This is a genomic window from Agromyces sp. NPDC058126 (assembly GCF_042884595.1).
Taxonomy (GTDB): Bacteria; Actinomycetota; Actinomycetes; order Actinomycetales; family Microbacteriaceae; genus Agromyces.
The window spans coordinates 792,484-813,407 of the sequence record NZ_JBHVTS010000001.1; the positions used below are offsets into that span (position 1 = coordinate 792,484).

The following is a 20,924-nucleotide window of genomic DNA, read 5'->3' on the forward strand; positions in this document are numbered from 1 at the left end:
CGTCGAGATAAGTCGGGTCGGGCGCGGCCTGCTAGGCCCTCTTCGGCAGGTCGAGCACGCTTCTGGCCGCTGACCGGAACGCCGCGACCGATTCAGCTGGGTCGTCGAATCCGAGGAAGTACCGGCGCACCTCGGCTCGGTTCGCCGAGGCAGGGTCGGTCCCGAGCAGCGCGGCGATCCCGTTTCGGATGGAATCGTCCGAGTCACGGATCGTGTAGCCGGCGGATTCGATTGCCGGTCCCTTCACCGACGACGTCGTCGGAAGTCCGGTCTCGGTGACCGCGAACGGCTTGCCGGAGGCGAGGAAGTCGGCGATCACGCTCGAGACATCGGCGATCACCGCATCGACCTCGTTGAAGGTCAGGTAGAGGTCGCTGGTTCCGAAAGACCTGCTGAACCGGTGGTTCCGGCCGGTGCGTGCACGATCCTGTTCCAGGCATCGGCGAATCCGAGCAGCGGCGTGCCGGGTCCAACGGACATGGTCGGTGTGGGGGTGCGGGCGGAAATCGACCTCGATGTCGTCGTGACGGAGAAGTTCCGCGACGATCCGCTCACCGAAGAGGAGTGAGCTGTGCGCCGTGTCCGCGTTGAATCCTGCCCAGGTCGGTGCGTACAGCACGCGTCGTGGTCCGGGATGCGGGGCCGACTGGCTGATGGGGGCGAGCTGGGGTCGTCCGACGATTCGGAAGAAGTCGGCCGTCGTCGTGACAGCCCGGTCGGCGAACCGGGCGACCGCGGCCTGGCCTGCGACGAAGTCGTGGTCGTACATGCGCATGGACGGACTGTAGCTCGGTGCTTTGTCGCTCTCCCCGTGATTGAGCTGCACATGCCTGAGTTGGGCGAAGCGGGTGAAGTTCGCGTTCCGAGTCGCGTTGTTGACGTAGAAGGCCACCCGCAAAGACGGAACCAGCAAGGCATCGAGGTCGGAGTGGCTCAATCGGAGCAGCACGGGTCTCGTGGTGATCTCGAGCGCATCCTCGAAGCTGCCGCGTTCGCGAAGGACGATGATGAATGGCGCGTCGAGTTCCTCGAGCTGCTCGATCCACATCCGGAGCTGGTAGCCGGTGCCGCGCGCTGCGTCCCAGTACACGACGAATTCGGGACCATACGTAACGAGCGCGCGGGGCAGTCCGGCCTCAACGATCGCAGAGCGCCTCCGCCGTGCGGCGGAGTCACCCAGAAGCACGAGAGCGCCGGCGATCGTGATCGCGCCCAGCACGCTGGCCGCGTAGGCAGCCGACTCGAACCCGAGCAGTACCACGGAGGAAGCGACAAGTGCAGCGAGATTCGAGAAATACAGCCATCGTGGTGGGAACGTCGCCGCGTTGCGCAGTTCGACGCCCGGGAGATTCGCGAGGAGCGGTGCGGCGGTGATCAACGCCAGCCGTAGCGGTTCCTCGATGATCACCCCCAAGAGGATCAACACGCAGGCCAGAGCGGCCGACTTCGGCTCGAACGCGAGAATGCTCGCGGCGGCAATCACCCGAAGAATCCGGAAACGAGCGAGCGGCGCGAAGTCGTCGAGCTGTCGTCGGGATTGCAACGCGCCGAGCGCGGTCGCAATCGCCAGAGCGCAGATTAGCGCGATCAGAAGGACTTGCGGGCGTTGTTCAGGCCACAGCGCGACCGCAAGGACCGCGATGCTCAGGACGGCCTCGACACCGCCGATGGAAACGAAGCCGCGAACGAATCGGACGAGTCGGTCAGCCAAGCGCGGGACTCCGGTCTCGCACGATCGGGCCACTGAACCGGGAATCGGCCTCAGCGGTCCTGGTGTTCGGCGGCTCGCCACACACGATGGTTCACCTCGCGGCCGCGTCGAGGGTCGAGAGCGCGTGGAGATCGACGGACCCCCACTGTCCGCGAGTGTCGATGACACTGGCGTCGGCAGCGACATAGGTGTGCGCGGCCTGGAACTGGTCGTGATCGACGAGGAGAAGGACGATATCGGCGGAGGCGATCGCCGCCGTGCTCTCGAGGGCGACATTCGGCAACCGGAGCTCGGCCGGAAGTTCGGCGATATGCGGCTCGATGACGTGCACGGCCACAGTGGGGAACCGTTCCGCGATTCTCCGAGTGATGTCGATCGCGGGGCTCCCGCGCAGGTCATCGACATTCTTCTTGAAGGCGAGCCCGAGCACGGCGATTGAACTGGTCGACGGCCCTGCGGCGTCAGCGACCTGCTGGACGACGTAGTCGGGTTTCGCGTCATTGACCTCGCGGGCGAGGCGGATCAGCTTGGCCGTGCTGGGTGCTGCCTCGACGATGAACCAGGGGTCCACGGCGATGCAGTGCCCACCGACCCCGGGCCCCGGATTCAGGATGTTGACACGCGGGTGTTGATTGGCGAGCTCGATGACCTCCCAGGTGTTCACGCTGAGCTGGTCGGAGATCAGTGAGATCTCGTTCGCGAAAGCGATGTTCACGTCGCGGTAGGCGTTCTCGACGAGCTTGACCAGTTCTGCCGTGCGCGCGTCGGCCGTGAGAATCGTGCCTCGGCAGAACGACTCGTAGAGGGCCTTCGCACGGAGCGACGCGGCTGGGGTGAGTCCTCCGACGATGCGGCCGTTCTCCACGAGCTCGCGCATCATCTGGCCCGGCAGCACTCGCTCCGGGCAGTGGGCGAAGTCGACCTCGCCCACGAGGTCCGGACGCTCTTCAGCCACCCAGCCCATCAGCCGTTCGGTGGTGCCGGGTGGGCTCGTGCTCTCGAGGATGACGAGTTCACCGCCGTGGAGCACTTTCGAAAGGCTCCGGGTGGCTGCTTCGACGGCGCGGAGGTCTGCCGTCCGGTCCCCGTTGAATGGCGTGGGCACCGCTACGACGAACACATCAGCTTGCTCAGGGGCCGTGCCGGCGGTGAGGAGGCCGGCGTCGACGACGTTCGCCAGCTGCTCCGCAAGGCCTGGTTCGACGAAGGAGAGAATGCCGTCGTTCACGTTGCGGACCACGGCCTCGTTGAGATCAACACCGCGCACCTTCACCCCGGCGTTCGCCAGCGCGACTGCGGTGGGTAGTCCGATGTACCCGAGGCCGATGATGCTGACATGCATGTGTGCTGACTCCAGATCGTGAAGGCGGTACGCTCGAGGGTCGGGACCGTCCGAGTGAGAATACAGCATGACGGGCCGCCCCGATCACGACGCGAGCGCGTCCCGATCGCGGTCGAATCAACTCAACGAAGGTAGTCGGATGCGGGTAATGGTCGTCTATGGAACACGGCCCGAGGCGATCAAGGTGGCACCGCTCATTCGTGCTCTCGAGGCAGACCCCCGATTCGAGACTTCGGTCGTCGTCACGGGCCAGCACCGCGCAATGCTCGATCAGGTGAATCGCCTCTTCGGGATCACTCCACACCACGATCTCGACATCCTTCGCCAGGGGCAGACGCTGAGCGAGATCACCGTGCGGGTGATGAGCGGCCTCGCGCCGCTCTTGGCGAAAGAACGACCCGACTACGTGGTCGTCCAGGGCGACACGACGACGAGTACCGCCGCGGCACTGGCGGCCGCGTTCGCCGAGGTGCCGGTTGCGCACCTCGAAGCAGGCCTCCGCAGCTTCAATCGGCGTTCACCCTTCCCCGAAGAGCTGAACCGCAAGGTCACCACCCAGCTCGCCGACATTCATCTCGCCCCGACGCAGACGAGTCGGTCGAATCTCATCGCCGAGGGTGTTCCTGCGAAGGATATCGTCGTGACTGGGAACACGGTCATCGATGCACTCCTGCAGGCCGTCGACGTCCACGTCACGCTCGACGGGCCCCTCGAAGCGCTCGTCGAGAGTGCGCGACGCCTCGTCATCGTGACCACGCACCGGAGGGAGAACCAGGCGGGCGGTATGGACGCGATCGGGCGAGCCGTCTCGCGCCTTGCCCGAGCGTACCCCGACGTCGACTTCCTCTACCCAGCGCACCTCAACCCGACGGTTCGAGCAGCGATGTACCCCCAGCTCATGGGCCTGCCGAATGTGCACATCACCGAGCCGCTCGAGTACGCGCCGTTCGTCAAGGCGCTCGCAGCTTCTGCCGTCGTGCTCACGGACTCGGGAGGGATCCAGGAGGAGGCGCCGTCGCTCGGTAAGCCGGTCCTGGTCATGCGCGACACGACCGAGCGCCCCGAAGCAGTCGAGGCCGGAACCGTGCGGCTCGTCGGTGCTTCTGAGAGTCGTATCTTCGACGAGACGAGTGCCCTGCTCGATGACAGCGCGGTCTATTCCGCGATGGCGAATGCCGTCAATCCCTATGGAGACGGGCTCGCCTCGGCTCGCACCGTCGCGGCGCTCGCGGAGCGGCTCGGCATCGGAGCACGTATTGCGGACTTCGAACCCGAGGCGATGGTGCGGAGCACGGCCGTGATCGACGTCGTGTCGGCGACCCACGAGCGGTAGGCGACCGGAATCGAGCTGAGCGGTGATCCGCGCTCGCAGATTCCCCAGACAGGACGCCCGGTTCCCAGGTAGTCGGCGACCTTCGACGGCAGGTACGGATTGAGTCCGTGGTACTTCGTCGCCTCAGTGTCGTTCACGAGGAGCACGTCGAGCGCTCGCGCCGTTGCGAGGTACTTCAGGTAGGGCAGCGCGGGGTGCACGCTGACGACATCGTCGAGTCCGTACTCGTGTACGCGGGCGAGGAGCTCCGTGCCGTTCGTCGTGAACACCTCGAGCGAGAGCGCGCCGCGATCGGAGTCGTCGAGTTCGGCGAGTGAAGTGAGGACCTCGTCGAGGCCCCGATTCGCGTAGAACGTCCCGAAGTAGCCGATCCGCGCCCTTGTGGTGGCGGCGAGGAGCTGTGAAGATTCGGCGTCGAACCATTCCTCGGCAGGTACCGGATGAGCGTCGACCACTGCCTTCGACCGAACGAATTCCTGCATACCGGCGGCGGGCACGTGGTCGAGCATGTACTCGAGTTGGTTGGCGTTGGTGAAGACGACCTCATCCGCCAGCGCGTACGTGAGGTGCTCGATCCACCGGGCGAGGTTGTCGTCGTCGAGGACCGGGAAGTCACGAGCGCGCAGCTCATCGATGAATTCCATTGCGAGATCGTCGCGCTGGAGGTCGCCGATGCGGAGCTCGCCGACGGTGTTGTGGGCGAGTGGATCGGACATCTCGGCGACCCAGTACGTCGTCGGCCGCTTGATCTTCACGAGCGCGGCGAGGAGGTGCGACGCCGGCCACATCGCTCGGCTGTACATTCGTTCGTACGGCCAGCCGTCTTCGGTGTGTTCCTCGAGCTTCGACCAGCCTTCGACGACGAACTGACGAACGCCGCCCGACCAGTTCAGCGTCGTCACCGGGGTTTTGAGGCGCCAATGCTCGCCGACGAACGGTGCGAGCATCGTCGCCACCGCGGGATCCGTCGAACGGACACGGGGCATGCTGTGCGAGACGACATCCACGCAGCGCCCTTCCCTGTAGACGCGGCGGGCGGCCACGACGGCACTTGAATCGGCCGTCGGGGGAAAGCAGTACGACACGACCAGATCACGCGCCCTGCCCCGGTTGAGCTCAGGCCACGAGACGAGATCCCTGACCGAGCTGGCGGTCACGGCCTCGACCGCGCTTCGATGGAGGTTCGGGTGCTCGCGCAGGTAGTTCGCGATGTGGCGGACCTGTCCGGAGACATGTCGGCGCGCGACGTCGGTCGCCCAGGCATCGGGGTCTCGGGAGATATCGGCGAGTCGTTCGATGACGGTGAGCTTCGCGAGCACGCCGTACTCGAACGGGCGGTCGAGAGGCCGCGAGTGGGAACCGCTCCGAACGTAGCGGTAGTAGACCGCGCGAGCAGCCGGCTCCAGGATCTTCAGATTCAGGCTTTCGCCGTTGACCAGTTCGGTCCAGAAGATGACGTCCATGCCGCTCAGCAGCGAGGTGTCCCACCTGTATCGGTGGGTTCGGTCCCGTGCGACGAGCTTGCATACATTGAGCGCGAGCGCCTGCGGTACCGCGCTCGGATGTACGGTCTCGCCAGCGACGCGGCTCAAGGCTCGGCTCACGTAGTTGCCGTAGCGGGCGACCCCCTCGGCAGGGTCGATGTCCGCGATCCAGGAGACCGTGACCGCGTCGGGGGTCGCCTCCTGCAGGAGCGCCTCGAGGTAGCTCGGTGCGAGGTCGTCGTCGTCGTCGACGAACGTGATGTATTCGTATGTGGCGAGATCGAGGGCGCGATTGACCGCTGCTGAGACGTTCGCCTCCGGAAGCCAGTCGTAGATGATTCGCATTCCGGGGTATTGTGCGCTGAACCATTGGACGAGCTCGCTCGTCCCGTCGGGCGTTCCGTTCTCGACGACGACGAGCTCCACGCGGTCCGAGGCGATGCTCTGGCGGGCCAGCGCGGCCAGCATCTGGTTGATCCGCGACCCGCCCCTGTGGGTCGGAAGAATCACTGATACGGTCGGAAGGGCGCTGTCCACGCGCTCGATTGTATGCGCGTCACGCGCACCGTCCGTCCACCCTGCGGGAAGTGGCGATTCCATGAGGATGCGATGACGAAGATGCAGAGATTGCGCACGGTTATGCCGCGGACGCGAACGGGCCGAGCGATCGCCGGGTTGATCATCGGCGCGATCGTCGTCGCCGCGAGTGCGCTGGCGTACGAGCTGTTCGGAGGCATCGCCTTGGCGGTGGCGATCGGGGCGATCGGCGCTCTGCTCGTCATCGTCGCCGCGCGCGTGGAGGTGCAGGCACGGCGAGTGCTCGCCAAGCAGGACGTGCAGATGCTCAAGCAGCTCAGGCGGATCCAGCAGGACGGGCAGGCCGTCCAGCATGAGCTGGGCCGGCTCCGGGCCACGCTCGTGGAGACCGAGCTCGCCGTTCTCGAAGCGCAGGCCGGCGTGAGCGAAATGCGTGGCACTGTGGCCACGAAGGCCGACCTGCAGTTCCACTACGCCCAGGTTCAAGCAGCCATCAATCTCTTCGGCCAGTTCGAGGTAGGCGCCTCGGTGCCTCAGATGCGAGGGTGGGCCGCTTCGCCGGACGTGTTGCTGCGACTCGTCGATCTCGTCCGTACTCGTCAGCCCCGTCTGATTCTCGAGTGCGGGAGCGGGGTTTCGACATTCTGGTTGGCGATGGCCGCGCACAAGTACTCGCCCGGCACGAAAGTGATCGCGCTCGAGAGCAGTGAGAAGTACGCGCTCCGCACCGAGTCGCTCATCGAAGCGCACGGGCTCGGTTCGTTCGCCGAAGTACGCCGGGCGCCGCTCGAGGAATGGGACGGCGTGGGCACCTGGTACTCCAGAGATGCGCTTCGCGGAATCAGCGACATCGATCTGCTGTTCGTCGATGGGCCGCCCGAATCGACCGGTCCTCTCGCCAGACGGCCGGCGATGCGCGTGCTCCACGACCTGCTGTCGTCGGACGCGGTGATCATCATGGACGACATGAAACGCCCAGATGAGCAGGCGACCGTCGCCTCCTGGCGGCGTGAGTTCGGTCCCCTGATCGAAACCGAGTTCGATGTGGAGAAGGGGGCCTCACTGTTCGCCCGGCCATCCGAAGGCTGATTTGGCGACATCGGGCCGATGGCGGACTCGAGCGCAGCCCGAGGCGCGCTCCCTGACCGTGCGGCCTGCGACAGGGCGGAGCCGTGTCCTCGGATCCACGTTCAGCGGTCGACGGTCGTGAGGACGACCCCGGGTCATTCCCCCAACTGCAGGAGGCGCTGAACGACCGGATCGCCGATCCAGCGCAGAAAGACCTCCGCGCGGACCGTGCCCTCGTGTGCACCCTCGACATCGAAGCGGAAGAGCGGATCGACCTTGTACCACTCCGTCGCAATCCGTTTTCCGCCGACATGGAGATAGCACGCAGCTTCGCTGCCGGCCCGGAGGCCCTCGATTCGTACCTCCACACTGCGAACCGCGGCCCCCGCGCGGGTGGTCGCGACTGAACCCGTGACGCCGGAGAGATCGATGCGTTCGAGTGCGGACTTGAGGCGGATCGCCTCGACCGGTCGCGAGCCTCCCCAGGGCGATCGATCATCGAGCATGACGGTCGTCGGCTGCGGGGGCGTACCGGCTCCAAGATCCCAACGGAGGACACGCGTCGGTGCCGCGCCGGGCTGGAGCACATCGGCGGCGGTCTCCGTCGCCGCGAGCAGGACGCGAACGAGGTTGTCGCCGAACTGGGCGGTGCGCGCGATCCGTCCCGTGAGGCCGTGTTCCGCAGCATGGCCGAGGTGCAGTGCGTCGAGGATCGGCTCAAGATTTTGGCCGATCCGCTCGAGAGCGGATCGCTCGAACGCGTACGGCTCGGGGCGGTCCAAGCGGCGCGGGGACGGCAGCGCAGAACGCGCCGCGACCAGCGAGTCCATGGCCCGCCGGCCGTCGAACCCCTCCCAGACGTCGGAGGCTGTGGCTGACGCAGTTCGGAAGCCGCCGGGCCACGGGGGCGATGCGTAGTCCAAGTCGTGTAGCTCGGGATCGCCCGTGGCGATGAGATCGAACAGTACTCTGCCGCCCTCGGCCTCCTCGGTTCCCTGGAGCCGGCTCGCGGCGATGAACTCCGGTTGCACGAGCGGGTAGATCGTTCGGCTGCCGAACGGCAACTGGTAGTGGGCCGAGCCTCCGTGGCATCGGTTGCGGTACTCGAAGTAACCTTGATCGAGTTGGGCGATGATGCCGTCGCCTTCGCGCAGTGCCAGCGCGTCCGAGAACGCCCTGCGAGATTCCGCGTAGAGCTCGGCGTCGATGTCGAAGTTCGGGCAGATGATATCGAAGAGCGCGGCGGCATCGGCGGCGACGTCGTCCCAGCCCTTGCCTGCCCGTGACCACCAGCCGGGGAAATTCTTCCGGTAATCGGCGCCGATGTAGCTTCTGAGCAACTCACCGCCGATCCCGACGAGGGACCATCGAGGTATCGGCTCCGTGACCGAAGCGCGCGAGTGCATCTCGAAGGAATTGTTCCCGCGATAGTCCTGCCAATGCGCGACGTTCTCCTCAAACGTGACGCCTCGCTGCACGCTAGTTCCCTGATCCCACCACCCGAGCCCGTAGCGTTCGACAAGTCGCGAAGCGATACTCAGGTCCTTCGAGATGACGTCTCGAGACGCGCCGGGCCCGCCACTGGGCATCAGCGTGGAGATGCGGATATCCGATGCCACACCGCCGGCGAGCGCGAACGCCAGCAGTGCGCGAGAGTCCTTCCCTCCGGAAAGACTCAGTACGACAGGCAGATCGGACCGGGTGGCGGCGACGATCGAGTCGACCGAGCGGGAGAATCCGCGCTCGATGAGCGTCGCATAGTCGTCTGAGGAGGAGGTCGCCATCGGCCTCGATACGATCCCGAATCCATGTGGGCCGGCCACAATCAGTTCATTCGAGCGGAGGACGCCGACGCCGGACGCGAAGGACGAACTCGACCAGCGAGTTCGGAAGAGGTTGTTGCTCGCGACGAGTGATGGCAGCATCTGCGAGACATCGAGACCAGGGCGTTCACCCAGCTCTGCGAGGACCGTGACCACTGAACGAAGCGTGAGACCGACGACGACCGCGCGGCCGAGTCGTGGGTGTCGCTCGATCAGCGAGTAGTAGATCTGCGCGTAGCCCACGAAGTCGGCGCCGATGGCCAGTTCGTCACTCGCGAATGAGTGGAAAACACCGAGCCATTCGCCAGTCCCGTCGAGCGATTCGGCGAGCGACACGTCTGGTACCAGGGAGTCGCCGAACGTGTGGAGGTCTGTTCCCACGCCCATGGTCATGAGGCCGGACGCACGGACGAGCCGGTACGCGGCCGGAGCATCTGAAAGGGCGCTCAGTGCAGCCGCGCCGATTCCGGTGATGACTACTGCGTCCGAGAGATTCCCGGCGAGCTGCGCGGTCTGCATTGGTTCCCCTCAAACTCCGTAGCCCGCTGGAACTGAATGGTGATCGTCGGGCATGCGGCAGCCCAAGGTTGAACGCTATCGGGTTCGTCGCGGGCACGCATCTCGAGCCCGGCTCGGCGACTCACTCGCGGAACAGGTAACCGGCCGATGCCTTGAGTTCGTCCTCGAGCAACGGTACAAGGGTGGTCGAGTACGACGCCGTCATGTGGTCGTCATCTCGGTATGCGGTCACGTTCCCCACCACCGGTTCGCATCTTCCATCGCAGAATCCGTCAGCGACGTCGAGCTCGATGAAAGAATCGGGCAACCGGTCGACGGACAGGGTGGGGGATGTCTCGGCGTAGACCCGCGCGCGGTCGAGGCCGCAGTCCGCTGGGGCATCCGGTCGCTCCTCGAGGCATTCGGGGATGCGCCAGGGGAAGCGCGGAGTGTCCCGTACACCGATCACCGGGACATCCGCTTCATCGAGAGTCTGCCAGGCCGTCAACTGGCCCGGGATCACGAGCTCCGGCTTGTCGAGGTAGGTCTTGGTCGAGACGGTGAAGACGGCGTCGGGGCGGATCCTGATGAGCTCGTCCATCGCCGCCTTGTTCCACGCGACGCAACTCGCGTTGGGGTTGTGCTCATCGAGGCTCAGGCGGCAACCGTCCTTGTCGATGATCGTGAGTCGCCAGTGGTGGCGTTCAGCGAGAATCGTCATCGCGTCCGCCCATTGCTGAGTGTGCGACCCTCCGGACATCACGATCTCGATGTCGGAGTCGGCATCGCCCCGGGGCTCGCACGTCTGGACGACGGCGTACTGGGGCTGATCGCGGTAGTTCTGGATGCACTTCTCCGAGTAGACGGCGGGAAGATCATCGAACGCGATCGAGGCGTCAGGAGCGGGTTCCACTCCCTCGGGAGCGACGCTGCCCTCCGTGAGGACGAGTGCGCCCGGGTACTCCGACGCCTCGTCGGCGACGCTGCTGAGGGTCTCGCTCCGGGACTGCTCGGCAGCCGTTGCGCCACTCGAGACGACCACGGTCAGTGCAGCGGCCGCGGCGACGGCCAGGATCGGGTGGTGCTTTCGCGGAGCTCGGCTCGCACGCTCGAGTATCGGCTCGGAGACGAAACGCTGGGTCAACCAGGCGAGCACACCTGCAGCGACAAGAACGAAGGCCCCGCCCAGAACACCGACGTGGTCGTAGTCGCGGACGGCGAGGTAGCCGATGAGGATGGGCCAATGCCAGAGGTACAGGGGATAGGAGATTCTGGCGAGCCACCGCATCGGCGGTGTCGCGAGCGCCCGATCGACGCCGAGACGAGTCGGTTCCCCGGAGCAGAGGATGATGAGCGCTGCACCGACGACGGGAACGAGCGCGGCCGGACCGGGGAACTGCTTCGCGCCGTCGAGCACGAACCCCGAGGCGACGATCAGAGCGGCCCCCACCCATCCGAGCACGACGCGCCACGCATCGCCCACCCGGTTGACGCGGCTGAAGACGACGGCGAGGAGCGCCCCGGCCCCGATCTCCCAGAATCTCGTGAAGGAGTCGAAGTACGCGACGGCCGGTTCATTCGCATTCAGGGAGATCGCGTAGATGAACGATGCGACCGAGGCCGACGCGACGACGACGGCGACGAGGTGCTTGGTCCAGACATGCCGCCCGCCCACGGCGAACAACGCCACCATGATGAGCGGCCACACGAGGAAGAACTGGCCTTGAACCGACAGCGACCAGAAATGCTGGACCGGGCTGGTCGAGGGGCCCGCCGCTCCATATGCGAGCTGCGATCCGATCAGCTCCCAGTTCTCGTAGTAGAACGCAGCGGCCGTGATCTCGCGTGCGGTCTGCGACCACGTCGACGGGGGGAGGACGGCCAGCGTGAGCACTGCCGTCGCGGCGAGCACGAGCAACGCTGCAGGAGTCAACCGCAGGATGATCCGGGTGTAACGCCGACGGAGGTTCTGAGGCCGGCCTGTCGACCAGCTCCTGAGCATCGTCAGCGTGAGGAGGAACCCTGACACGAACAGGAACACATCGACACCGCCTGACACCCTGCCCATGCCGAAGAGGTGGAACAGCACGACGAGCGTTAGGGCGAGGCCGCGGAGCCCTTCGATCTCGTCGATCCGGCGGGCGGTGGGACTGGGCATCTCGGCGTGACTCTCCTGACTCTCGAGAAGGGGCAATCGAGTCTAGGGGCCGGTCGAGCGCCGGCTGGCCACTCGCAGGAGGGATGCGACGAGGCGTGACGGTACCCCTCATTCGGACGTCCGCGTCCGTTGGTAGTTTGGAGCCACGCCGAAGGAAGGGACCAGCACGCATGTTCGTGGCGATCGACAACACCCCCCGCGACTACGCCTGGGGGTCGAGGAGCGCGATCGCCGGGTACCGCGGCAGGCCCGCATCGGGCGACCCCGAGGCTGAGCTCTGGCTCGGCGCGCACGCCGGGTCGCCGGCGCGGATCGTCGACGCCGCATCGGTCGGGCACGCCGACCTCGCCGAGTGGATCGCCGCCGACCCGGTCGCGGCGCTCGGTTCCGAGCTCGCCTCCAGGGGGGCGCGACTGCCGTTCCTCCTGAAGGTGCTCGCTGCGGGCGCGCCGCTCTCGCTGCAGGCCCATCCGACCCCCGAGCAGGCACGAGCGGGCTTCGCACGCGAGGAGGCCGACGGGGTCCCGATCGATGCGTACGACCGCAACTACAAGGACGAGTTCCACAAGCCCGAGCTCATCGTGGCGGTGAGCGAGACCTTCGACGCGTTGTCGGGGTTCCGGCCCCTGGAGGAGGTGCACGGGATCCTGGACGCGCTCCGTGCTGCCGACGGGGCATCCGGCTCACCCGAACCCGGAGCGCTCGAGCTGCTCGAGTCGCGTCTCACGAGTGCCGACGGGCTCCGCACGACCGTCGAGTGGCTGCTGACCGACGGCCGCGGCGGCGACACCGGCGAGGCGAGCTGGGTGATCGAGCGGGTGACCGCGCTCGCCGCATCGCCCGAGGCCGCAGCCTCGCCGTACGCCGTCTCGTTCGAGACCGTCGGCGCGCTCGCGGAGACCTACCCGGGCGACCCCGGCATCGTCATCTCGCTGCTGCTCAACCGGGTTCGTCTCACGGCGGGGGAGTCGCTCTACCTCGCCGCGGGCAACATCCACGCATACCTCGACGGTCTCGGCATCGAGCTGATGGCCGCGAGCGACAACGTGCTGCGCGGCGGGCTCACTCCAAAGCACGTCGACGTCGACGAGCTCGCCCGCGTGCTCGACTTCACCCCCATGCCGCCGCCGCGGCTCGAACCGATCGAGGTCGCGCCCGGCGTGCGGGCGTTCCGCCCGGGGGTGCCCGACTTCCAGCTGTACCGCGTCGAACCCTCGACGGCCGGGACCTCGGGACGGGTCGCGCTCGAAGGGCCGGCGATCGTCGTGGCGGAGGGTGCGCCGATCGAGCTGCGCGGCGTCGTCTCGACCGGGCCGGTGCGCCTCGAGCGCGGTGAGGCCGTGTTCGTCACGCCCGAAGAGCGGGAGCTCCTCGTCCTCGGCGAGGGAGACGCGTGGATCGCGACGGTCGGTGCCACTGGCGCGCCCACCGCCTGATCAGCTCGCGACGCGGAGCCCGAACAGCCGCCGGTAGGCGGTCGGCGTGGTCTGCAGCACCTTGACGAAGTGGTGCCGCATGACGGCGGCGGCGCCGAACCCGGTGTCGCGGGCGATCTGCTCGAGGTTGAGGTCGGTCTCCTCGAGGAGCTGCTGCGCGCGCAGCAGCCGCTGACGGTTGAGCCAGGCGTTCGGCGTCGTGCCCGTCTCGGCGCGGAACCGGCGGGCGAAGGTGCGCGGCGACATGAGTGCGGTGCGGGCGAGCCGGTCGACGGTGAGCTCTTCGTCGAGGTGCTCGAGCATCCAGGCGGTGATCGTCGCGAACGAGTCGCTGTGGCACTCGCCCACGGGCGTCTGGATGAACTGGGACTGGCCGCCGTCGCGCTGCGGGGGCACCACCATGCGACGGGCGATGATGTTCGCGGCGCTCGCGCCGAGTTCGGAGCGCACGATGTGGAGTGCCGCGTCGATGCCTGCGGCGGTGCCTGCTCCGGTGACGACCTTGTCGTCCTGCACGAAGAGCACGTCGGGGTCGACGTCGGTGGTCGGGAACTCGGCGGCGAGGCGGTCGGTGTACATCCAGTGGGTGGTCGCGCGCCGGCCGTCGAGCACGCCGGCGCGGCCGAGCGTGAAGGCGCCCGAGCAGACGCTGAGCACCCAGGCGCCGCGTGCGACGGCGTCGCGGAGCACCTCGGCGACGCGCTCGTCGAGCGGTTCGTCGATGAGGGCGGCCGGCACTGCGACGAGGTCGGCGGTGCGGGCGAACTCGAGCCCCTCGTGCACGACGATGTCGAACCCGAGCTTCGTCGAGATGGGGCCGGGGTCGGCGGCGACGACGTGGAAGTCGAAGTTCGGGCCGCCCTGCTCGGAGCGGTCGATGCCGAAGACCTCGCAGATCACGCCGAATTCGAACGGCGCCATCTGGGGGATGGCGAGACAGGCGATGGAGTGGAGCACGGTGCCCTCCGCTTGGCAGAAATCGATCGATTAGTGTCCACTCTGCCACTTTCGGCAGTATCTGGCAATACGTAGATTTACTGCCATGACCACCATCATCCTCCTCGTGCTCGCGGGGCTCGCCATCTGGGGAGTCCTCGCCACCGTGCTCCGGCTCGACGACGACGGCTACGGTCGTCCCGAGATCCGCGACCGCACGCGCCACATCGAACGACTCAGCTGACCGCCGACGCGCATCGAGCCCGCCGTCGCTCCCTGGAGAGCGGCCGGCGGGCTCGGCCTCGCCTCGTTCGTTACGATCGGGTGGGCGCCGGAGACACCGCCGCCCGGAGAGGTCGAACATGAGCTGGCTGGTCACCGGGGGAGCGGGTTACATCGGGTCGCACGTCGTGCGGGCATTCGCGGCGAAGGGCATCGACACCGTCGTCGTCGATGACCTCTCCTCGGGCCGGCGCGGATTCGTGACCGACGGCATCCCCTTCGTGCAGGGCTCCATCCTCGACGGACGGGTCCTCGAGTCGGCGTTCGAGCGCTACGGCATCCGCGGCGTCGTGCACCTCGCCGGGTACAAGTACGCCGGTGTCTCGGTGCAGCGACCGCTGCACACCTACCAGCAGAACGTCACGGGCACCGCGACCCTCCTTGCCGCGATGGAGGCGAAGGGGGTCTCGAACATCGTCTTCTCGTCGAGCGCGGCCGTGTACGGCACGCCCGACGTCGACCTCGTCACCGAGGCGACCGCGAAGCATCCCGAGTCGCCCTACGGCGAGTCGAAGCTCATCGGCGAGTGGCTCCTCGCCGACCAGGCGCGGGCCACAGGGCTCGCCCACACGAGCCTGCGGTACTTCAACGTCGTCGGATCGGGCACGCCCGAGGTGTTCGACCCGAGCCCGCACAACCTCTTCCCCCTCGTCTTCGACGCGCTGCTCGACGGACGCACCCCGCGCATCAACGGCGACGACTACGCGACGCCAGACGGCACCTGCGTGCGCGACTACATCCACGTCGCCGACCTCGCCGAAGCCCACGTCGTCGCGGCGCAGCGGCTCGAGGCCGGCGAACCGGTCGAGCCCGTCTACAACCTCGGATCGGGCGAGGGCGTCTCGGTCGGCGAGATCATGACGGCGGTCGCCGAGGTCACCGGCATCGCGTTCGAACCCGAGGTCGCGCCCCGGCGCGCCGGCGATCCCGCCCGCATCGTGGCCTCCGGCGAACTCGCGGCGCGCGACCTCGACTGGCGCATGCGCCACTCGCTCACCGACATGGTGCGCAGCGCCTGGGAGGCCCGCCGCGCCGCGAGCTGAGCGCGAGTCATCCGCGCCCGAATCATAACGTCTGCTCAACACCCGGCGTGTCGTGACCCTCGTGAAGCCTCGACGGCGAATCGAGGGTTTACGATCTACGACTTGACTCTCACGAACTACACCGGTGTAATTGGTCGTGACACACCCTCTGGGTGGTCGGTACAACTGGGTGGGAGACGATATGGGAAGTCCTGAATATCGTTCTGGAGTACCTGACGATTGGTTCATCGATCCGGTCAGGCTGGGAGTTCCCGGCGTGCGACCGACGGTCGACGACGACAATCCGTTGGCGTGGCAGAGCGACGCATTGTGCGCGCAGACCGATCCCGAGGCGTTCTTCCCTGAAAAGGGCGGATCGACGAGGGACGCGAAGAAGATCTGCACCGGTTGCGAGGTTCGGGGCGAATGCCTCGAATACGCGCTCGGCAATGACGAGCGCTTCGGAATCTGGGGCGGACTCTCCGAACGCGAGCGGCGCAAGCTCCGCAAGCGGGCGGTGTGAGGCGCGGAGCCTGCTTCGGCAGGCTCCGCGCTCGGCTTTCCGGCCGCCGTTTTCGAGGCGCGCCCGCCTCGCTTGCGGATGCCGCGGGGTGCGCCGCTTAGGCTGACCCCGATGTTCCCCAGAGTCACCGCCGTCCTCGTCGTGCACCACGGCGGCGACCACCTCCGCCAGACGCTCGATGCAATCCGCTCCCAGGAGCGGACGCCTGACGCGCTCGTCGTCGTCCTCACCGAGGCCGACGACGTCGCACGAGAGCAGGTCGCCTCGGCCTCGCCCTCCCACCTCATCGACCTCTCGCAGCACCTCTCGTTCGGTGCGGCGATCCGAGCCGCCGACCGCGTGCTCGAGGCGCCGGACGGCGACGGCGACGCGCTCTGGCTGCTCACAGAGGACAGCGCCCCCGCGCCCGACGCACTCGCCCAGCTCGTCGCCGCCTTCGAGACCGCGAAGTCGGTCGCGGTCGCCGGCCCGAAGCTTCTCAACTGGGACGAGCCGGAGCGCATCGCCCGATTCGGCCGCTCGATCACCCGGCTCGGACGCAGCGTCGCGATTGTCACCGACGAACTCGACCAGGGCCAGCACGACGGGCTCAGCGACGTCCTCGGGCTCGACCCCGCGGCGATCCTCGTGCGGCACACCGTCTGGCGGGCGCTCGGCGGGTTCGACCCGGGACTCCCCACCGTCGACGACGCGCTCGACCTCTCGATCCGCGCCCGCCTGGCCGGGCACCGGGTCGCAGTCGTCCCCGAGGCGAAGGTGCGCTTCGCCGGTGTCGGCGTCGCCGGCCCCGAAGCCGGCCCGCGAGCTCGCACGACGCGCCGTCGCGTGCGTGCGACCCGTGCGGCCCAGCTGCACCGGCGACTCGTCTACGCACCGCTGCCGTTCGTGCCGCTGCACTGGCTCAGCTTCCTGCTGCTCGCCGTCGTCCGCTCGGTGCGGCTCCTGCTCGTCAAGGCGCCCGGCGCCATCCCCGGCGAGTTCGCCGCGGCGTTCACGACGATGTTCTCGGGCGCGCGGGTGCCGCGGGCCCGGCGGGCCCTGAAGTCGGCGCGCACGGTCGGATGGTCGGCGATCGCCCCGCTCCGCATGCAGCCCGACGAGATGCGGCGCCGGCGGCAGCACTCCGCCGAGGCCCGCCGTGAGCGGGCGCGCGGGCGCAAGCACGAGCTCCAGTTCATCGGCACGGGCGGGGGATGGATCCTCCTCGCGACGGCGGCCGCCTCCGTGGGGCTCTTCTCCTGGCTGCTCGGCTCGGGCGGGGTCGGCGGCGGGGCGCTCCAGCCGCTCTCGAACGACCTCGCCGACCTCTGGCGGAACGCCGCCTACGGATGGCGCGACCTCGGCACCGGATTCGTCGGCGCGGCCGACCCGTTCGCCGGCGTCCTCGCCGTCCTCGGCTCAGCGGCGTTCTGGGCGCCGTCGTTCGCGCTCCTGCTGCTCTGGCTCCTCGCGATCCCCGCCGCCGCCGTCGGCGCCTGGTTCGCCGCCTCGCGACTGACCGAACGCGCCTCGGTGCGCGCCGTCGCGGCGCTCCTCTGGGCCTTCGCGCCGCCGTTCCTCATCGCGCTCGGCGACGGACGCCCCGGAGCCGTGCTCGCGCACGTGCTGCTGGCGTGGTTCGCGTTCGCCGCCTTCGGCGCCGCCACCTCGTGGGCGGCGGCAGCCACCGCTTCGCTGCTCCTCGCCGCCCTCGTCGGCGCCGCCCCGAGCCTCGCACCCGCGCTGCTCGTCGCATGGATCGTCGCGCTCGCGGTGAGCGGGCGCGCCTGGGTGCGCCTCATCGGCCTGCCGATCCCGGCGCTCGTGCTCGCGCTGCCGCTCGTCGTCGATCAGCTCCGTCGTGGCACGCTGCTCGGCCTCGTCGCCGATCCGGGGCTCCCGACCGGGAGCGGCATCCCGTCGACCTGGCAGCTCGCCCTCGGACTCCCCGACGGCTCCTGGGGTGGGTGGGAGGACTTCTTCTCCGGCTCCGGCTCCGGCTCCGTCGACTTCCGCATCGCCCTCAGTGCGCTCGTGCTGCCGCTCGTGCTCGTCGCGCTCACCGCGGTGCTCACCCGCTCGCTCCGGGCCGCCGCGCTGTCCCTCGGAATCGCGCTCCTCGGCTTCGCGACCGCGGTCGCCGCGGCGCACCTCTCGGTCGCCTCGGCCGGGTCGCACGCCATCCCGGTCTGGACGGGCGGGGGCCTCAGCCTCGCCTGGCTCGGCCTCGTGCTCGCCGCCGTGCTTGCGCTCGACGCGATGCGACGCGGCCGCGCGCTGCTCGGATGGGTGGTGTTCGCCGCGATGGCGGCCGCGATGCTGCCGACCGGGATCGCGCTCGCAACGGGCTCCGTCGCCGTGCAGCCCGCGACCGCTCGCACGCTGCCCGCGTTCGTGGGCGCGGAGGCCGAGACCGACCCGCGGGTCACCACGCTCCGACTGACGCCGGCCGCCGACGGAAGCCTGCGCGCGACCCTCGAGCGCGGCACCGGGACCACGCTCGACGAGCAGTCGACGCTCGCGGCGACCGCGCGGACGCTGTCGGCCGAGGAGGAGGAGCTCGCGCTCGTCGCCGGCAACCTCGCCTCGCGCAGCGGCACAGGGGCGGAGGCGGCGGTCGAGGAGTTCGGCGCCTCGTTCGTGCTGCTCGACGAGCCGGTCGACGCCGACGACAGCGCCGCGGTCGCGGTGGCCGATCGCGCGCGCACCGCGCTCGACGCCAACTCGGCGCTCGTCGCCGTCGGCGAGACGGACTTCGGCACGCTCTGGCGCTTCACCGCCGCGGAAGCCGACGCCCCGGCCGCGCAGATCCCGGCCGACGCCGGAGGATGGATCGCCGGCGTCATCACCGCCGTGCAGCTCCTCGTGCTCGGAGCGACGCTGCTGCTCTCGATCCCCACCGGAGCCGGGAGGGAGGCGGATCGCCGACCCGAGCGGCGCCGCCCGGTGACGCCACGGCGGAAGGAGCGGGCCGCCGCGGCGGCCGCCGGTACCGCGGTCGCAGAGCCGGAGGTCGATGCGCAGCAGGACGATGCCGTCGACGACGCCGCCGATGCCGGCGAGAGCGGCCCCGCCGACGGGGCGGTCGATGCGGGGGATGCCTCGGCGGAGGACGCGCGCCCGGATGCGGGCGCGGAGCCCGATGCGGGCCCGGAGCCCGACGCCGGCACGGTTCCCGACTCGGCCCCCGATGCCGACGCCGGAGCCGACTCTGGCGAGTCGGGCCCCGAGGCATCCGAACCCGAACCCGAGCCCGAGCGCCCGGAGGAACCCACCCCCGCGAGCGAAGGAGACGACGATGGCCGATAAGCGCGAACTCGCTCGCAACGTCGCCCGCGCGGGTGGTCGCGGCCTCGCCCTCGTCCTCGCCGGCGGGATCGCGGCGGCCGCCCTCGCGGCGGCGGCCCTCGTCCCGTGGCCCGAATTCCGCGTCGAACCGCCCTCGACGGTGGTGGAGCCCGCGGAGACCGGGCAGCTGCGGGTCTGCCCCGGACCGCTGCTCTCGCTCGGCGACGACGCCGCCGACGCGACGACCGCGGTGTCGGTCGGCTCGACCTCGGTCACGACGGGCGTCTCGCCCGACGACGTCGAGATCACCGAGACGCCGCTCGGCGCCCCCGAGAACCCGAACGCCGACCGCGACGGCACCCCGCTCGCCATCACCACCGAGGCCGGTGCCGCCGGTGCCGGTGAACTCGCGGGAGCGCAGGGGCAGCGCAGCGAACGCGAGACGATCGCCGGATTCGCCGCCGCCGCGTGCGACGAAGCGGTCGCCGAGGCCTGGCTCGTCGGCGGTGCCACCGATGTCGGCCGGAGCAGCATCGTGCTGCTGTCGAACCCCAGCGAGGTCGCCGCGACGGTGGACGTGCGCGTCAGCGGCGAGAACGGCCCGGTGGAGGCCCCGTCGGCGCTCGGCATCACGGTGCCGGCCGGTGAGCAGCGCGTGCTCTCGCTCGCGGGGCTGGCGCCGAACCTCCGCTCACCCGTGGTGCACGTGACCAGCACGGGCGGTGCGATCGCGGCGACGCTCGAGCACTCGGTCATCGAGGGGCTCACCCCTGCGGGGGTCGAGCTCGTCGGCCCGACGGCGATGCCCGCGACGACCCAGCTGATCCCCGGCTTCGTGGTGCCGACCGCCGGCGGCGTCGACCCGGCCGACGACCACGCCGAGGGCGACGACCACCCGGCGGTGCGGCTCTTCGCGCCGGGCGACGAGCCCGTCGAGGTCTCGATCGGCGTCGCCTCCGAGTCGGGCGGCGGCGGGGCGGGCATCGACGTCTCGCTCGAACCCGGCCAGGTGACCGACGTGCCCCTCGGCGAGCTCGACGAGGGCGACTACACGATCACGCTCGAGGCCGACGCGCCGATCGTCGCCGCGGCCCGCGCGACCACCGGCACCCCGCAGGCGCAGACCGCCCCCGGCGGCGACGACGAGGAGTCCTCCGTCGACCTCGCCTGGACGGTCGCCACGGCACCGCTGCTCGATGACGCCGTCGTGGCCGTGCCTCGCGGGCCCGGTCCGGTGCTGCACCTGCTGAACCCGGGCGACGAGGAGCTCGAGGTGCTAGCCGTCGTCGACGGCGAGGAGCGCGTCGTCCGGCTCGCGCCCGAGGAGGCGGCGTCGATCGAGCTCGAGCAGCGCAGCGTCGTCGAGCTCGGCGGGGCCGACGGGGTGCACGCCACCGTCTCGTTCTCGGGCGAGCGCGCCCTGTCGTCGTTCCCGGTCCGGCCGCCCGGGCCGCTCGACTCGCCGATCGTCGTCACGCCGCGCTGAGCGGGGCGCGGTGCGCGC

13 protein-coding genes and 1 pseudogene are annotated in these 20,924 nt (G+C 69.0%); 8 read left to right on the plus strand and 6 right to left on the minus strand.

Going from position 1 to position 20,924, the window contains the following annotated elements; genetic code table 11:
* Positions 1-31: 31 nt before the first annotated feature.
* Positions 32-1,711: a glycosyl transferase gene (locus ACFVTR_RS03520; protein WP_387034780.1), complete on the minus strand. Its 1,680-nt coding sequence runs from the start codon at positions 1,709-1,711 to the stop codon at positions 32-34.
* A 91-nt stretch (positions 1,712-1,802) separates the two neighbouring features.
* Positions 1,803-3,053: a UDP-N-acetyl-D-mannosamine dehydrogenase gene (wecC, locus tag ACFVTR_RS03525; RefSeq protein WP_387034782.1), complete on the minus strand. Its 1,251-nt coding sequence runs from the start codon at positions 3,051-3,053 to the stop codon at positions 1,803-1,805.
* A gap of 148 nt (positions 3,054-3,201) precedes the next feature.
* Between wecC and wecB the strand changes: the two genes are divergently transcribed.
* Positions 3,202-4,386: a non-hydrolyzing UDP-N-acetylglucosamine 2-epimerase gene (gene wecB / locus ACFVTR_RS03530; RefSeq protein ID WP_387034784.1), complete on the plus strand. Its 1,185-nt coding sequence runs from the start codon at positions 3,202-3,204 to the stop codon at positions 4,384-4,386.
* Between the two features lie 1,667 nt (positions 4,387-6,053).
* Here the strand turns inward: wecB and ACFVTR_RS03535 are convergent.
* Positions 6,054-6,761: pseudogene (locus tag ACFVTR_RS03535) on the minus strand (glycosyltransferase); the annotation flags it as partial.
* Between the two features lie 300 nt (positions 6,762-7,061).
* On the opposite strand from ACFVTR_RS03535, the gene ACFVTR_RS03540 reads away from it, so the two are divergent.
* A complete protein-coding gene (locus tag ACFVTR_RS03540) occupies positions 7,062-7,496 on the plus strand; it encodes a hypothetical protein (protein ID WP_387034786.1) in 435 nt (144 codons plus the stop codon).
* Between the two features lie 134 nt (positions 7,497-7,630).
* On the opposite strand, the gene ACFVTR_RS03545 is transcribed toward ACFVTR_RS03540, so the two are convergent.
* Entirely contained in the window at positions 7,631-9,817 is a 2,187-nt protein-coding gene (locus tag ACFVTR_RS03545; RefSeq protein ID WP_387034788.1) for a hypothetical protein, read from the minus strand.
* Between the two features lie 121 nt (positions 9,818-9,938).
* Positions 9,939-11,954 (minus strand): acyltransferase family protein, encoded by a 2,016-nt coding sequence (locus tag ACFVTR_RS03550; RefSeq protein ID WP_387034790.1) that lies wholly within the window; start codon positions 11,952-11,954, stop codon positions 9,939-9,941.
* Between the two features lie 170 nt (positions 11,955-12,124).
* Here ACFVTR_RS03550 and manA point away from each other — a divergent pair, with 170 nt between their 5' ends.
* Entirely contained in the window at positions 12,125-13,390 is a 1,266-nt protein-coding gene (gene manA, locus ACFVTR_RS03555; RefSeq protein WP_387034792.1) for a mannose-6-phosphate isomerase, class I, read from the plus strand.
* Here the strand turns inward: manA and ACFVTR_RS03560 are convergent, their stop codons facing one another.
* Complete coding sequence (locus tag ACFVTR_RS03560) at positions 13,391-14,347, minus strand: GlxA family transcriptional regulator (protein WP_387034794.1); 957 nt, start codon at positions 14,345-14,347, stop codon at positions 13,391-13,393.
* 85 nt (positions 14,348-14,432) lie between these two features.
* Here ACFVTR_RS03560 and ACFVTR_RS03565 point away from each other — a divergent pair, with 85 nt between their 5' ends.
* The 5 genes from ACFVTR_RS03565 to ACFVTR_RS03585 all read left to right on the plus strand — a co-directional run bounded on the left by ACFVTR_RS03565 (position 14,433) and on the right by ACFVTR_RS03585 (position 20,906).
* Positions 14,433-14,570 carry a hypothetical protein gene (locus tag ACFVTR_RS03565; RefSeq protein WP_387034796.1) on the plus strand — a complete coding sequence of 46 codons (138 nt, stop codon included), beginning with the start codon at positions 14,433-14,435 and terminating at the stop codon, positions 14,568-14,570.
* 118 nt (positions 14,571-14,688) lie between these two features.
* Entirely contained in the window at positions 14,689-15,651 is a 963-nt protein-coding gene (gene galE / locus ACFVTR_RS03570) for a UDP-glucose 4-epimerase GalE (protein ID WP_387034798.1), read from the plus strand.
* Between the two features lie 181 nt (positions 15,652-15,832).
* Positions 15,833-16,153 carry a WhiB family transcriptional regulator gene (locus tag ACFVTR_RS03575; protein WP_376941052.1) on the plus strand — a complete coding sequence of 107 codons (321 nt, stop codon included), beginning with the start codon at positions 15,833-15,835 and terminating at the stop codon, positions 16,151-16,153.
* Positions 16,154-16,264: 111 nt separating this feature from the next.
* A complete protein-coding gene (locus ACFVTR_RS03580; RefSeq protein WP_387034800.1) occupies positions 16,265-19,441 on the plus strand; it encodes a glycosyltransferase in 3,177 nt (1,058 codons plus the stop codon).
* Entirely contained in the window at positions 19,431-20,906 is a 1,476-nt protein-coding gene (locus ACFVTR_RS03585; protein ID WP_387034802.1) for a DUF5719 family protein, read from the plus strand. The genes ACFVTR_RS03580 and ACFVTR_RS03585 overlap by 11 nt, the downstream gene beginning before the upstream one ends.
* Positions 20,907-20,924 lie beyond the last annotated feature (18 nt).